Raw genomic sequence first — 13,587 nt, forward strand, 5'->3', positions numbered from 1 at the left:
GCAGGCGCCCCGCTCGCCGTTGCGGGCGGGCGTTCCGCGGGGCGGAACGGGTGGGCACAGCGGAACCCCCTGCGCCGGGCAGGCGTCCCCCCCCCCGCCCCCCCCCGCCCCCCCCCCCCCCCGCCGGGGGGGGGGCCCCCCCCCCCCCCCCCCCCCCCCCCCCCCCGCCCCTGTGCCGCCGGGCTCCCCCGGCAGGGGTCCTGCCCCCGTGGTGTGTCCTGCGCCGGTGGCTCAGCGGTTCTCCGCCTGGAACATCCAGTGCTGCTTCTCCAGCTCCGCCGTCAGGGCGATGAAGAGGTCCTGCGTCACCGGGTCCGGCTTGTCGGTCGCGGCGATGCGCTCCCGCATGCGCTCGATGATGCCGCCCAGCGCCTCGACCAGCAGCGACACCACGTCGTCGTCGGCTGTCCAGCCGGCCTCCTGCTGCGGCAGCTTGCTGCTCGCGGCGACGGTGCCCGCCCGGCCGTCGGGGGCGATGCCGATGGCGGAGGCGCGCTCGGCGACGGTGTCCGCGTAGGAGCGTGCCATGGTGACGATCTCGTCGAGCTGGAGGTGCAGCGACCGGAAGCGCGGGCCGACGATCGTCCAGTGCGCCTGCTTGGCCAGCAGGGAGAGGTCCAGCAGATCGACCAGCGCGCCTTCAAGCGCGATGCCGGTGATCTGGCGGGAGGTCTCGGGGAGCGTGCTCGTGATCACGGGAGTGGTGTGGGTGGGGGTGGCCATGGCCGGGGTCCTCCTGTGGTTCGGGTTGTTCTGGTTGTCCGGGTTGCTCGTGGTGGTCGTGGTGGTCGTGTTCCGCGGTGTCCGGCTCGTAGGCGCGGGCGCGGGCGCGGGCGGTCAGGCGTTCGGGCCCGGGCCGCCCAGGTGGTGCGCGGTGCGGCGGACGCCGTCCTGCGGGAGCTCGTGCGACTCCGGGTGCTCGTGCACCACGCCCGGCGGATGGTCCCGCTCGGGGGCGCGCGGCTGTTCCTCCGGACGCGGTGTGGCGGGCTCGCGCTTCTTGACGCGGATACCCAGCACCACGGCACCTATGAGCACGCCCACGATCACCAGCCCGATCACGAACGGGGCGATGCCCACCATCAGGTCGCGGGACACCGCGAGCCCGGTGCCGGCGAGCTCTGTTTGGATGCTTTCGGTGCTGTGTGCGTACATGCGTCCCGCGTACCCCACCCGTCGCCGCGAATGCGGGTGAAACATTCCGCAGGGTCCATCGCGTCAGGAAGGTGTGGGCGGGCGCGGGACGAGGGGGCGGAGTTCGCATGCGGGGGACGGGGCGCGACGCGGAGTACTTGGAGTTCGCGACCGTCAGGAGCGGGCACCTCTACCGGTCGGCATGTCTGTTGACCAGCGGGGACACCCACCTCGCGGAGGACCTGACCCAGGAGACGCTGGGGCGGATGTACGCCCTGTGGGGCCGGATCTCGCGGATCGACAATCCCGCGGCGTACGCCCAGACCGTTCTCGTACGGACCTTCCTCAGCCAGCAGAGGAGGCGCTCGGCCGCCGAGCGTCCGGTGGGGGATGTTCCGGACGGCGCGGGCGCCCCGGGCGGTGATCCGGAGCTGCGGATGACCCTCCTCCAGGCGTTGGGGCGGCTCGCGCCGAAGGACCGCGCGGTGATCGTGCTGCGGTACTGGGAGGACCGCAGCATTGAGGAGACCGCCGACGCCATGAACGTGAGCTCGGCGGCGGTGCGGACCCGGTCCGTGCGGGCGCTGGCCAAGCTGCGCGAGCAACTGGGCGGCACCCTGGTCGCGTTCGCCTCCGGGTGACGGGGGGCCGCTCCCCGACTGCCCGCCGCACGGCATTTCCAGGACGACACGACACCCATGACGGGGGTTTGCCATGCCACCTTTCGAGGACGAACTCGGCCGGGCGCTGCGGCGCACCGGCGACAGCTTCTCCGCCGACCAGCAACGGCTCGCCGACACGGGCCTGGCCAGGGGCCGGCGCACCCTGCGCCGCCGTCGGGCCGGCGCGGTCACCGGCAGCGTGGCCGCCCTGGCCCTGGTGGGGGTGGGAGGGGCGTGGGCGGGCGGTCTGCTGGGCGGTACCGGCGGCCGGGGGGACGTGGCGGCACCCGTGCCCTCGGTGGAGCGGACCTCGGGCGCGAGCGACGCCGGGCGGGACGGCGGGAACGAGACCGGAAGGGCCGAGGGCTCGGGCAAGGGCGACAGCGAAGGCGACGGCCACGGCAACGGCAAGGCGGACACCGCGGTCGGCGACACGCGCCACATCACTCGCGCCTGGATGACCGACACCTTCAAGCGCCTGATGCCGCGCGGCGAACTGACCGACGTCGAGGCCCGGGGAACGGACGAGGCGGCCCGGGGAACGGAATCGGCGCCGGGGCCCCCGAACAGTCCGATGGTCTCCGCGCTCCACGACGACGGCCGGGGCAAGGGGGCCGTCCGGCTCGGCATCACCCGGGCCGACCCCGGCGGCCATTCGACCCGTGAGATGGTCACCTGCCCGGCCAGGGCCTACGTGCGCTTCGACTCGTGCAGGAGCGAGAAGCTCTCCGACGGTTCGGACTTCATGCTGTTGCAGAGGTACGTGTACAACACCGGCAAGACCAAGGAGTGGCGGGCCGTCCTGGTCACCCCGGACGGGCTGGTCGTCGACGTGAGCGAGTACAACGCGCCCGCCGAGAAGGGCGAGCCGGTCAGCCGCGTCGACCCGCCGCTGGACCCGGCCCAGTTGCGGAGGCTGACGACGGACGGCGCCTGGCGCTCCGTGACCGGCGCCCTGCCCGCGGCGAAACCCGAAGGAGACGTCGGCATCCCGGGGGAGCCGGGCGAGGAGAAGATGCACAGCACCCTGGCCGCCCTGCTGCCCAAGGGACTGAGGCTCGGTGACAGGTCCGGCCAGGCCGGGTTCGCCAGTGTGGTCGTCGACGACGGCGGGGGCGGCAGCCTCGTCGAGGTGAACGCCCAGGTCGGCATGGACGACCTGCTCGGCGGCAAGACACCGACCGAGAAGGACGGCACCGTGGTCACCGTGACCCGCAGCGGCAGTGAGAAGGGCGTCGCGGGGATCGTCCAGCTCACCGTCGACGCGGTGAAGCCGGACGGGCGGCGCGTCGTGCTCTCCGCCTTCAACGCCGACACCCAGCACTCCGCCGCCACCCGCGAGCAGCCGGCCCTCACGGCCGAGCAGCTCAAGGCGATCGCGCTCAGCCCCACCTGGTGGAAGTAGTTCCCGTGCGCGTGCTTCCTGCGGAAACAGTCCCCGTGCGCGTGCTTCCCATGGAAGTAATTCCCGCACCGGAAATAGTTCCCGTACGAGCGGCTCCCGTACGAACTCACTTGGCGTCCGCATAGCACTCCACCTCCGCCACCGTGAACGGGAACCGCACCGGCGTCTCCCCGAAGGCGATCCGTCCGGCCAGGTCACCGGCCGCGCGGATCGCCTCCGCGACCGCCGCCGTCTCGTCGGCGGGGCAGTGCACCATCACCTCGTCGTGCTGGAAGAAGACCAACTGGGCCCGCATCCCGGCCTCGTGCAGCGAGCGCCGCAGGGCCGCGAGCACCAGCAGTGCCCAGTCCGCGGCGCTGCCCTGGACGACGAAGTTGCGGGTGAAGCGGCCCCGGGCCCGGTTGTTCCGGGAGGCGTACCCCGGGGCGAACTCGCCCTCGCCGGACTGCGGTTCCGGGGAGGGCTCCTGAGGCAGGCCCGCCTCGCCGGCGTCGTCGTCCGCGCCCGCCGCAGGGGGGCAGGTCCGGCCGAGCCAGGTCCGTACGAGACGGCCCTCCTCGCCCGCGCGGGCGGCGTCGTCCACGTACGCGACGGCGCGCGGGAAGCGCCGGCGCATCGCGGCCAGGTTCTTCAGGCCGTCGCCCGAGGTCTGTCCGTAGATCGCGCCCAGCACCGCGAGCTTCGCCGCCGCGCGGTCGCCGGAGAAGGCCCGGTCGGAGACCGCCTTGTAGAGGTCGCCGCTCTGGCCCGCCACGTCCATCAGGCCGGGGTCGCGGGAGATCGCGGCCAGCACGCGCGGCTCCATCTGGTCGGCGTCGGCCACCACCAGCCGCCATCCCGGGTCGGCGACCACCGCGCGGCGGATCACCTTGGGGATCTGGAGGGCGCCGCCGCCGTTGGTCACCCAGCGCCCGGTGACCGTGCCGCCGGGCAGGTACTCCGGGTGGAAGCGCCCGTCGCGCACCCAGTCCTGGAGCCAGCCCCAGCCGTGCGCGGTCATGATCCGGTAGAGCTTCTTGTACGCGATCAGGGGTTCCACCGCCGGATGGTCGACGGACTCCAGCTCCCAGCGCCTGGTGGACCTCACCTTGACGCCGGCCTGCGCGAACGCCTTGATCACGTCGGCGGGCAGCTCGGGCCGCACCCGGCGGCCGAAGGCCCGCGACACCTCGTCCGCCAGCTCCGCCATCCGGCGCGGGTCGCCGCCGCCCGCGTACCGCTCGCCGAGGAGGTCGTCCAGCAGGGCCCGGTGGACGTCGGCCCGCCAGGGCAGGCCGCAGCGGTTGAGCTCGGCGGCGACGAGCATCCCGGCGGACTCGGAGGCGGTGAGCAGGCTCATCCGGCCGGGGTGCTCCGCCTCCTCGTGTCTTCGCTGCTGGTCGGCGTAGACCTCCAGGAGGGCGTCGAAGGGCACGGGCACGGGCTGCGGCTCGAAGAGGGAGGACTGCGAGCCGGGATCGGCCGTGCGGGCCGGCGGGTCGGGCGGCACCGGGCGGCGGTGCAGCCGGGCGTGCGCCGCGGCGGCGGCCCGCGGCTCGCCCCAGCGGCCCGCGTGGCCCAGCAGGAGGAGCTCGGCGTCCTCGATGTCGTAACAACGCTCCACCCGCACCCCGGCGGCGAGCAGACGCGGGTAGATCTCGGCGGTGTTCCGCCACACCCAGCGACCGACCTCGGGGCGGGAGCGGACCGCCTCGACGAGGTCGCTCTCGTGGCGCGTCCCGGCGGCGGGGCGGCCGTCCCGGGTGAGCGGGGCGAGCAGTGCCCCGCCTCCCTCTGTCGGGGCGACGGCCCACCGGTCGTTCATGGGTGCGAGTGTGGCAGCCGGGTCTGACAATCCGGCCGAAGCATCGCGTTCGCGCAGGTCGGGCGCAGGTCCGTCGGGCTCGGCCGGGAACAGGCCGCCGCGCTGCCGGTCGTGGCCGAGACCGCGCGGCGCGTACTGGACCCGCTGGGGGTGCGCGAGGTCGCTCCACAGGGGGGACGCCGTCCACGACGCGGCGGGGTACGGAATGCTGCCGGTCGCGGCCGAGACCGCGCGGCGGCAGGGTCGACCGGGTGATCACCGTCGCGGACCAGGCGGCGCGGTCCCTCGGGGTGGTCCGTTCCGGCGGCGGTACGGGCGACCCGCACCAGGCGCAGGCGCTGGGGCAGTGGCAGGGGCAGGGGTGGCACCCGGGTGGGCCGGGAGCGGGAGGGGCCGCCCCCTTGCCCGCCCTCCCCCAAGCTCTCGGCTTCGCTCAAGCAGGGGGTGCCCCCCTCGCCCCCCCGGGGCGGCCCCGTCGCCCAAGGAAGCGAGGGCGAACCCCAAGGGGGCGGAGGCGGAGCGCGATGCCCGAGAGGGCGGGGGCAGGAGGTGGCCGGGCGGTGGCTCCGGGGGCGGGCGAGGTATACCAGGGGGGTGAGCCCGACCGAGGAGAGACGACGTTGACCGAAGAGGCCTTCCCCGGGGCGGAGCGGGCGTTCTCCGCCCTGTACGGCACCGGCGACGACGATCTCGACCTCGGCGCCTCGCTGCTGGCCGCCGCCCCCTGGGCGGACGCCGGGCGCGAAGTGCTGCGCCGGGGGCAGGAGTTCGTACGGCGGGCGTGGGACCGGGGGTGGCAGCCCGCCGACGTCGCCCGTCTCGTACGGCGTGATCTCGACGAGGTGCATCTGCGGCTGCTGGCGGACCTGGTCGCCGCCGAGCGGCGCGGGAACCCCGAGGAGCCGGTTCCGCCGCGCTGGCGGGCGCAGCTCGATGAGCTGGGGGTCCGCGCGGACGGCGTCTGGTGGAAGCGGGACGACGCGTACGGGGACGCCTTGGCCCGGCGGGAGAGAACCGACCGGTTCTCGCTGGCGACGGCCGCGCTGGAGCTGCTGCGGCTGCTGATCCGGCTGCCCCCGATCGAACCCGTCGGGCCCGCGCCCGGCGCGGGGGCCCGCGTGCGACAGGCGCAGGCGTCGCCCGGCGAGCCGCGCATGCTCACCCGCATCCGGGCGCTCCTCGCCAAGGCGGAGGCCACCGACTACCCGGAGGAGGCCGAGGCGCTCACCGCCAAGGCGCAGGAGCTGATGGCCCGGCACAGCGTCGACGAGGCCGTTCTGGCCGCGCGGGGGGACTCCGCGGCCGGGCCCGGCGCCTGCCGGATCGGGGTGGACGCGCCGTACGAGACGGCGAAGGCGATCCTGCTGGACGCCGTGGCGACGGCCAACCGGTGCCGGGCGGTGTGGAACAGCGCGTTCGGCTTCTCCACGGTGGTCGGCTTCGAGGCCGACCTGGAGGCGGTGGAACTGCTGTACACCTCGCTGCTGGTGCAGGGGACGGCCGCGATGACCCGTGCGGAGGCGGCGCAGCGGGCCGGCGGCAGGAAGCGCACCAAGTCCTTCCGGCAGTCGTTCCTGACCGCCTACGCCAGCAGGCTCGGCACCCGTCTCGCAGAGGCCACCGAGCACGCGGTGGAGGAGGCCGACCGCGGCGGCGCGCTGCTGCCGGTGCTGGCGGCCCGGGACGTCGCCGTGACGGACCGCGCGGAGCAGATGTTCCCGCGCACCACCGCCACCCGGGTGCGCGGAGTCAACGACCTCGCGGGCTGGGAGCACGGGACGGCCGCCGCGGACCGCGCCGCCGTTCCGGGCCGGCAGACGCCGCGGCGCGGACGCATCCGGTCCTGAGCGCGGCGGGTCCCGGAGTGCGCGGTCAGCGGTCGGCGTCAGCGGTCAGCGTTCCAGGTAGGAGCCGCAGCGGTACGGTCCGACCGTCTCGCGGCCCTCGAACGTCACCTGTACGTCGTCCGGGCGCACCCCCTTGGCCAGCAGCGACTGGGCACGCGCCAGGGTGCACACCAGCTGTCCGGTGGCCAGCTCGTTGAGCCCGTCCGCGAAGAAGGTCTTCGGGCTGCGCAGGACGACCCGCGCGCCGGAGCCGGTCACGTCGTAGGACGGCGGCATGCCCAGCGGTGAGGTGAGGCCCCGTTTGCGCTCCGCCTCGTCGGGGCCCAGCGCGAGGAGCTTCAACGCGGCCGGCAGTTCCCTGAGGGGCTGGGCGTCCGGCCGCGAAACGCCTTCCAGCCGCCCCGCCTTCGACACGAAGTACAGCCGCAGGCCCTTCGTCAGCCCGGTCGCCGGTTCGCCGCCCGCTATGACACCGGTCGGCTGCACGCCACAGGCGCCGAGCAGGAGGGCGCACGCGACAGCGACGACGGCGGGCAGGCGGACGCGGGCACGGACGCGGGCACGGACGTGGGCACGGGCACGGGCACGGGCACGGGTGCCGGTCATCGCGCGGCCTCCTCTTCCGGGTGCGGTGGGTGGCGGCGGTGCGGCAGGCGCAGCGTGAACACCGCGCCGGTGGTCCCGTCCGTCCGGTTGGCCGCCTCGACGGTGCCGCCGTGCAGGCGCGCGTTCTCCAGGGCGATCGCGGTGCCCAGACCGCTGCCGCCGTCGTCCCGGGTGCGGGTGCGGGAGGCGTCCGCCTTGTAGAAGCGCTCGAAGACCTGGGCCAGCACCGGGGCCGGCAGCCCGGGACCGGAGTCCGTGACGGTCACCGTCACCCCGTCCCGCTCCGTCCCCACCGCGACCGTCACCGGGGGAGCGCCGTGCCGCAGGGCGTTGCCGACCAGGTTGGCGACGATCACGTCGACCCGGCGCCGGTCGGCCACCGTCCGTACCGCCTGCCCGGGTTCGAGCCGTACCGCGTCCGTCCAGCCGCGCAGGGCGAGCGAGGCCCGGACGGTCTCGCCGACGTCGATCTCGGAGGCGTTCAGCGCGGCGGCCCCCGAGTCGAAGCGGGACATCTCCATCAGGTCGTCCACCAGACGGGCCAGCCGCGCCGTCTCCCCGCTCACCGTGCGGGCCGCGTGCGCGGCGTCCGGCGGGAGCCGGTCGGCGTCCTCGTCCAGGACGGTGGCGACCATCGTCATCGCGGCCAGCGGGGTGCGCAGCTCGTGGCTGACGTCCGCGACGAAGCGCCGGGCCCGCGCCTCCTGCTCGCGCAGTTCGCCGACGGAGGCGCTCAGTTCGTCGGCGGTGTGGTTGAAGTCGCGCGCCAGGTCGGCCAGTTCGTCGCTGCCGCGCACCGCGATCCGGCTGTCGAGGTCGCCCTCGGCGAGCCTGCGGGTGGCCCGGCCCAGCTCCCGTACCGGGCGCAGCACCGTGCGCGCCGCCAGCAGCGCCAGCAGGGCGGCCAGCAGCACCACCGGCAGGATGCCGCCGCGCACGGCGTCCAGGACGCCGGTCGTGTCGTCCTGCTCGGCGCGCAGGGAGGCGACGGCGTAGACCTCCAGACCGGACGTCTGACCGTTCTCGTACGTCACCGGGGTGCCCACCACCAGGTACGGTTCGCCCTCGTGCACGACCCGCTGGAAGCTGACGCGCTCCCGCGTGGCGACGGCGGCCCGCAGCCCCGCGGTGATCCGGGAGTCGTCGGCCAGCGAGTCGGAGGTCGCCTTCAGGTCCTGGTGGCGGGCGACGACGAGCGGCGCGCCGCTCAGCCCGTCCGAGACGCGGGTGGCGAGGGCGGCGAGGGTCCGCACGTCGGGCGGCAGGTCGACGTTGGGGGCGACGGAGCCGACCCGGGCGACGAAGTCCTTCTGGAAGGAGTCCTGGGCGCGCTGGAGGACGGCGGTGCGCGACTCCCGGTAGGCGAGCGCGGTGGCGGTGACCGCGCTGACGAGGGCGACCAGCACGAAGGCCACCACCAGCCGGGCGCGCAAGCCGCCGACGAGCCGCAGCCGTCGCCCGGGGGCGCGCGGGGAGGCGCCCCTCCCGGGAGGGGGCGCGCCGGGCGTCCGCGTCACAGCGGTCCGAACCGGTAGCCGAAGCCGCGCACCGTCTGCACGTACCGGGGCTTCGCCGGTACGTCCTCCAGCTTGGCGCGCAGCCTGCCCACCGCCGCGTCCACGATCCGGGAGTCGCCCAGGAAGGTGTGGTCCCACACCGACTCCAGCAACTGCTCCCGGCTGAACACCCGGCCGGGCGACGCCGACAGCTCCAGCAGGAGACGCATCTCGGTGGGGGGCAGCGGGACCGGAACGCCGTTCTTGGTGACGACCAGCCCGGCCCGGTCGATCCGCAGGCCGCCCCGGCCGGCCGCGTCCGGCACCGGCGCCGACGGCTCCGCGCGCCGCAGCGCCGCCCGGATGCGGGCCTCCAGCACCGGCGCGGTGACCGGCTTGACCACGTAGTCGTCGGCGCCCGCCTCCAGGCCGTCGACGACGTCCTGGTCGTCGCCGCGCGCCGTCAGCATGATGACCGGCAGCGTCGTCGTACGGGTGCGGATGCGGCGGCACACCTCGAAGCCGTCCAGGCCCGGCAGCATCAGGTCCAGCACGACCAGCTCGATCCGCGCCCCCCGCCCGCCGTCCAGCAGGGCGAGTGCCTCCTCGCCGGTGGCGGCCGTGTCCACGTCGTACCCGTGGCGGCGCAGCACCAGCTCCATTCCGTCCCGTACGGAGGCGTCGTCCTCGATCAGAAGCACATGCGGCATGAGGCCGATCATGCCGCACACCAGGGCCGCGACCAGGGCCTCGCACCGGGCGCCTGCGCCGGGCGCGGGCATTGTTACGTTCCCATCATGTGCCCATGCACGGACCATCACGAGGGGCTTCGAACGTGGGCGCATGACCTTCCCCAGGACGAACCCCCGCGCCACCGCCCGGCTGCGCCTGGCCGCCCTCGTGGCCGCCCCCGTGCTCGCCCTCTCCGTCGCCTGCGGCGGCGCCGACGCCCCCCGGCAGGACGACGCCATCGCCGACGCCCCCGCCGCCCCGGGCACGGGCGCCGCGAGCAGCGGGAACAGCCCGAGCGCCAAGCCCGCCGGCAAGAGCGCCTTCCACGACGCCCAGACGAAGTTCGTCCAGTGCATGCGCGCCAAGGGCGGCTACCCGGAGTACCCCGACCCCAAGGTCGACGGGTACCTCCAGTGGGACAAGATCAACCAGCTCGGCGCGCAGCCCGGCCGCAACGACGGCATCAAGGCCGGCAAGAACAACGTCTGCATCGCGGAACTCCAGGCGGCCATGACGGCGGAGCCCGAGCGCGACCAGCAGAAGGACTACGAGTCGATGCTCGCGCACGCCAAGTGCATGCGCGACAACGGCGTCTCCCGGTTCACCAACCCGCAGATGTCCGGCGGCAACGCCGTCCCCGGCGGCGACCCCAACCCCGCCGACCCGGTGCTCGACCAGAAGTCCCCGGCGTACCAGAAGGCGGCGAAGACCTGCGCGCCGAAGCTGCTTCCCGGCCTGGACGGGCGGGTCTGATGAAGCGCCGCACCGCCCTCCTCGCCCTCGGCGCGCTGACCGCCGCCGCCGTCACCGCCGGGGTCCTCGTCCTCGGCGACGGCGGCGGTGCGGACGCCACGGCACGCCCCGCGCTGCCGGGCGCGACCGCGACGGTGGTACGCACCGACCTGGTGCAGTCCAAGACCGTCGACGGCAGGCTCGACTTCGCGCAGCGGCGCCCGGTCAGGGCCGTCGTCGAGGGCACCGTCACGGTGGCCGCCCCCGTGGGCCGCACCCTCGGCCTGGGCCAGGCCCTGTACGAGCTGAACGACAAGCCCGTCACGCTGCTGTACGGGGCGGTGCCGATGTTCCGCGAGATGAAGGCCGGCGACCGGGGCAGCGACGTGCTCCAACTGGAGCGGAACCTGCGCGACCTGGGGTACGGGTCGAAGCTGTACGTCGACACCCGGTACGACGAGGACACCGAGGCCGCCGTCAAGCGGTGGCAGAAGTCCCTGAACCGGGAGCCCACCGGCCGGGTCGGCATGGGCGACGTCGTCTTCCAGCGCGGCAAGGTCAAGGTCGTCGCCGCGGACGCCGCGCTCGCCGACCGGGTCGGCCCCGACAAACCGGTGCTCACCGTCGCCTCGACCAAGCCCGTCCTGCGCGCCCGGCTGGACCAGGGCGACGGCGCGCTCACCGCCAGGGGAACGCGGGTGGAGGTCACCCTGCCGAGCGGGAGGACCGCGCCCGGCAGGGTGCTCGGGACGGTGGTCCAGGACGAGGCGGCCGAGGGCGGCGAGAAGTCCGGGCCCGACGGCATCACCGTCGAGGTCGAGCTGACCGGGGGCGACGGCGCGGTGGCGGGGGAGGACTCCAGGGCGAGCGCGAGCGTGAAGTTCGTCAGCGAGAGCCGCAAGGGCGTCCTCGCGGTGCCGGTGGAGGCGGTGCTCGCCCTGCGCGGCGAGAACGGCGGCTACGGGCTCCAGGTGGTCCGGGGCGACACCGCCACGACGGTGCGGGTCGAGACGGGGATGACCGCCGACGGGCAGATCGAGGTCACCGGCGGCGGTCTGCGCGAGGGCATGAAGGTGGGAGTGGCGAAGTCATGACGACACCGAAGTCGCCGCCCCCGCCCGCCTCTTCTCCGGTGCCGCAGCCGCCTTCGCGGGAGGCACCGGGCCCGGCGGCGTCGCGGCCCCCCGCGGTGGTGGAGCTGCGCGGCGCCACCAAGTCGTATCCCGGCGGTGTGCACGCCCTGCGCGGGGTCGACCTGACCGTCCACGAGGGGGAGATGCTCGCCGTCGTGGGTCCCTCCGGCTCCGGCAAGTCCACAATGCTCCAGATCATGGGCACCCTCGACAAACCCACCATGGGGACCGTCGAGGTCGCCGGATACGACGTCGGCGCGCTCAGCGACGCCCAGTTGTCCGCCCTGCGCGCCCGTCACATCGGCTTCGTCTTCCAGCACTTCCACCTGGCGGCGGGCCGCGACGCGGTCGACAACGTCGCCGACGGGCTGCTGTACGCCGGCGTCTCCCCGCGCGAGCGCCGGGCGCGCGCCCGTGAGGCCCTCGCCCGGGTGCGCCTCGACCACCGCTACTCGCACACCCCGAGCGAACTGTCCGGCGGCGAGAAACAGCGCGTGGCCATCGCGCGCGCCCTGGTGGGCGGTCCGCGGCTGCTGCTCGCCGACGAGCCGACCGGGGCGCTGGACACCGCGTCCGGGGAGATCGTCATGGAGCTGCTGCACGAACTGCACGCGGCCGGCACCACGGTCTGCGTCATCACGCACGACAACGAGATCGCGGACTCGCTGCCGCGCCGAGTGCGCTTCAGGGACGGGGAGATCGTGTCCGACACGTCCAGCGAGCGGGCGGTGCCCCGGTGAACGCGAAGAAGGACCTCAGGCCGTCCCGGCTGGCGCCCCGTGACGTCCTGCGCGTCGGCTCGGTCGGGCTGCGCGCGCGCCGGGCGCGCGTGGTGCTGTCCGCGCTCGGCATCGCCATCGGCATCGCGACGATGGTCGCCGTCGTCGGGCTGTCCGAGTCGAGCCGCGCCGACCTGATGAACCAGCTCGACCGCCTCGGCACCAACCTCCTCACCGCCGAAGCCGCCGAGAGCGCCGACGGGAAGCAGATCAAGCTGCCCAAGAGCGCCGTCGCGATGGTCCGGCGCATCGGCCCCGTGCAGCAGGCCACCGCCACCGGCCACGTCACCGCCCAGGTCCGGCGCAGCGACGTGGTGCCCGAGGAGCGCACCGCGGGCGTCACCACCCTGGCGGCCCGCACCGACCTGCTGAGCACCCTCGGCGGCGGCGTCGACCGGGGCGTCTGGCTCGATCCGGCCAACGAGCGGCTCCCGGTGACCGTCCTCGGCGCGGTGGCCGCCGAACGCATCGGGGTCACGCGCCCCGGCGAGACGATCATGATGAACGAGACGCGCGTGGTCGTCGTCGGCATCCTGAAGCCCGTCGAACTCGTCCCCAACCTGGACCGGACGGCCCTGGTCGGCTTTCCGGCCGCCGAGCGGTACTTCGCCTTCGACGGGCACCCCACGACGGTCTTCGAGCGGTCCACGGACGCCTCCGTGGAGGACGTACGGGCGATCCTGGCCCGCACCATCAGCCCCGGCGCCGAGGCCGGGGTCAAGGTCTCCCGGCCCTCCGACGCGCTGGCGGCCAAGGCGGCCACCGACGAGGGGCTGACGACGCTGATGCTCGGGCTCGGGGCGGTGGCGCTGCTGGTGGGCGGCGTCGGGGTCGCCAACACCATGGTCATCTCCGTGCTGGAGAGGCGTCAGGAGATCGGACTGCGCAGGTCGCTGGGCGCGACGCGGGGGGCGATCCGGGTGCAGTTCCTGACGGAGTCGCTGCTGCTGTCGGCGCTGGGGGGCGCCGCGGGGGCCGTGCTCGGGGCGCTGGCCACGTACGGCTTCGCGCGGGCCCAGGGGTGGAGCGCCGTGGTCCCGCCGTGGTCCCTGGCGGGCGGGCTGGGCGCCACCCTGTTCATCGGCGTGGTCGCGGGACTGTACCCGGCGATCCGGGCCGCCCGCCTCCACCCGACGGTGGCCCTGAACGCGACGTGAGCGGGCGGGGGGTCCCGGGGCGGCGGGAGCCGGAAGCGGCCCGGAGGCAGGAGCCGGGAGCGGCCCCCCCGCCCCCCGGGCCCCACCCCGCCGCGAGGGT

The 13,587-nt window shown here is 74.8% G+C and carries 13 protein-coding genes; 7 read left to right on the plus strand and 6 right to left on the minus strand.

Annotation, left to right across the window (positions count from 1 at the left end; all coding sequences use genetic code 11):
• Positions 1-231: 231 nt before the first annotated feature.
• Both ACIP93_RS35960 and ACIP93_RS35965 read right to left on the minus strand, forming a co-directional pair.
• The gene (locus ACIP93_RS35960) at positions 232-723 is read right to left on the minus strand and encodes a Dps family protein (RefSeq protein WP_401766338.1); all 492 of its coding nucleotides are present in this window, start codon (positions 721-723) and stop codon (positions 232-234) included.
• A gap of 114 nt (positions 724-837) precedes the next feature.
• Complete coding sequence (locus ACIP93_RS35965; protein WP_401766341.1) at positions 838-1,155, minus strand: DUF6479 family protein; 318 nt, start codon at positions 1,153-1,155, stop codon at positions 838-840.
• Positions 1,156-1,262: 107 nt separating this feature from the next.
• On the opposite strand from ACIP93_RS35965, the gene ACIP93_RS35970 reads away from it, so the two are divergent.
• Both ACIP93_RS35970 and ACIP93_RS35975 read left to right on the plus strand, forming a co-directional pair.
• Positions 1,263-1,775 carry a SigE family RNA polymerase sigma factor gene (locus ACIP93_RS35970; RefSeq protein ID WP_345220247.1) on the plus strand — a complete coding sequence of 171 codons (513 nt, stop codon included), beginning with the start codon at positions 1,263-1,265 and terminating at the stop codon, positions 1,773-1,775.
• A 73-nt stretch (positions 1,776-1,848) separates the two neighbouring features.
• Positions 1,849-3,201 (plus strand): hypothetical protein, encoded by a 1,353-nt coding sequence (locus ACIP93_RS35975; RefSeq protein WP_401766344.1) that lies wholly within the window; start codon positions 1,849-1,851, stop codon positions 3,199-3,201.
• 106 nt (positions 3,202-3,307) lie between these two features.
• On the opposite strand, the gene ACIP93_RS35980 is transcribed toward ACIP93_RS35975, so the two are convergent.
• Positions 3,308-5,005 carry a bifunctional 3'-5' exonuclease/DNA polymerase gene (locus ACIP93_RS35980; protein WP_401766347.1) on the minus strand — a complete coding sequence of 566 codons (1,698 nt, stop codon included), beginning with the start codon at positions 5,003-5,005 and terminating at the stop codon, positions 3,308-3,310.
• A 620-nt stretch (positions 5,006-5,625) separates the two neighbouring features.
• Between ACIP93_RS35980 and ACIP93_RS35985 the strand changes: the two genes are divergently transcribed.
• Positions 5,626-6,852 (plus strand): DUF2786 domain-containing protein, encoded by a 1,227-nt coding sequence (locus tag ACIP93_RS35985; protein ID WP_401766350.1) that lies wholly within the window; start codon positions 5,626-5,628, stop codon positions 6,850-6,852.
• 45 nt (positions 6,853-6,897) lie between these two features.
• On the opposite strand, the gene ACIP93_RS35990 is transcribed toward ACIP93_RS35985, so the two are convergent.
• From ACIP93_RS35990 to ACIP93_RS36000, 3 genes are read right to left on the minus strand one after another with little or no spacing between them, the layout of a single operon-like run.
• Complete coding sequence (locus tag ACIP93_RS35990; protein ID WP_401766353.1) at positions 6,898-7,458, minus strand: hypothetical protein; 561 nt, start codon at positions 7,456-7,458, stop codon at positions 6,898-6,900.
• Positions 7,455-8,975, minus strand: a complete 1,521-nt coding sequence (locus ACIP93_RS35995) for an ATP-binding protein (RefSeq protein ID WP_401766356.1) — start codon at positions 8,973-8,975, stop codon at positions 7,455-7,457. Before ACIP93_RS35995 ends, ACIP93_RS35990 begins: the two co-directional genes overlap by 4 nt.
• A complete protein-coding gene (locus ACIP93_RS36000; protein ID WP_345226291.1) occupies positions 8,972-9,664 on the minus strand; it encodes a response regulator transcription factor in 693 nt (230 codons plus the stop codon). Before ACIP93_RS36000 ends, ACIP93_RS35995 begins: the two co-directional genes overlap by 4 nt.
• Before the next feature lie 133 nt (positions 9,665-9,797).
• Here ACIP93_RS36000 and ACIP93_RS36005 point away from each other — a divergent pair, with 133 nt between their 5' ends.
• Genes ACIP93_RS36005 through ACIP93_RS36020 form a run of 4 tightly spaced genes read left to right on the plus strand, consistent with a single transcriptional unit; the run spans position 9,798 to position 13,487 of the window.
• A complete protein-coding gene (locus tag ACIP93_RS36005) occupies positions 9,798-10,439 on the plus strand; it encodes a hypothetical protein (protein WP_401766358.1) in 642 nt (213 codons plus the stop codon).
• Complete coding sequence (locus ACIP93_RS36010) at positions 10,439-11,512, plus strand: peptidoglycan-binding protein (RefSeq protein ID WP_345220239.1); 1,074 nt, start codon at positions 10,439-10,441, stop codon at positions 11,510-11,512. The genes ACIP93_RS36005 and ACIP93_RS36010 overlap by 1 nt, the downstream gene beginning before the upstream one ends.
• On the plus strand, positions 11,509-12,291 hold the full coding sequence (locus tag ACIP93_RS36015) for an ABC transporter ATP-binding protein (protein WP_401766362.1): 783 nt from the start codon (positions 11,509-11,511) through the stop codon (positions 12,289-12,291). Before ACIP93_RS36010 ends, ACIP93_RS36015 begins: the two co-directional genes overlap by 4 nt.
• Entirely contained in the window at positions 12,288-13,487 is a 1,200-nt protein-coding gene (locus tag ACIP93_RS36020; RefSeq protein ID WP_401766365.1) for an ABC transporter permease, read from the plus strand. Before ACIP93_RS36015 ends, ACIP93_RS36020 begins: the two co-directional genes overlap by 4 nt.
• The last annotated feature ends 100 nt before the right edge of the window (positions 13,488-13,587 follow it).

The sequence above is a fragment of the Streptomyces sp. NPDC088745 genome, assembly GCF_044751045.1.
Taxonomy (GTDB): domain Bacteria; phylum Actinomycetota; class Actinomycetes; order Streptomycetales; family Streptomycetaceae; genus Streptomyces; species Streptomyces cremeus.

What these genes read in the sequence shown, in the direction of transcription:
- ACIP93_RS35960 (WP_401766338.1), bottom strand. Translation starts at nt 723, where the DNA reads ATGGCCACCCCCACCCACACCACTCCCGTGATCACGAGCACGCTCCCC.
- ACIP93_RS35965 (WP_401766341.1), bottom strand. Translation starts at nt 1,155, where the DNA reads ATGTACGCACACAGCACCGAAAGCATCCAAACAGAGCTCGCCGGCACC.
- ACIP93_RS35970 (WP_345220247.1), top strand. Translation starts at nt 1,263, where the DNA reads ATGCGGGGGACGGGGCGCGACGCGGAGTACTTGGAGTTCGCGACCGTC.
- ACIP93_RS35975 (WP_401766344.1), top strand. Translation starts at nt 1,849, where the DNA reads ATGCCACCTTTCGAGGACGAACTCGGCCGGGCGCTGCGGCGCACCGGC.
- ACIP93_RS35980 (WP_401766347.1), bottom strand. Translation starts at nt 5,005, where the DNA reads ATGAACGACCGGTGGGCCGTCGCCCCGACAGAGGGAGGCGGGGCACTG.
- ACIP93_RS35990 (WP_401766353.1), bottom strand. Translation starts at nt 7,458, where the DNA reads ATGACCGGCACCCGTGCCCGTGCCCGTGCCCGTGCCCACGTCCGTGCC.
- ACIP93_RS36000 (WP_345226291.1), bottom strand. Translation starts at nt 9,664, where the DNA reads ATGCCGCATGTGCTTCTGATCGAGGACGACGCCTCCGTACGGGACGGA.
- ACIP93_RS36005 (WP_401766358.1), top strand. Translation starts at nt 9,798, where the DNA reads ATGACCTTCCCCAGGACGAACCCCCGCGCCACCGCCCGGCTGCGCCTG.
- ACIP93_RS36010 (WP_345220239.1), top strand. Translation starts at nt 10,439, where the DNA reads ATGAAGCGCCGCACCGCCCTCCTCGCCCTCGGCGCGCTGACCGCCGCC.
- ACIP93_RS36015 (WP_401766362.1), top strand. Translation starts at nt 11,509, where the DNA reads ATGACGACACCGAAGTCGCCGCCCCCGCCCGCCTCTTCTCCGGTGCCG.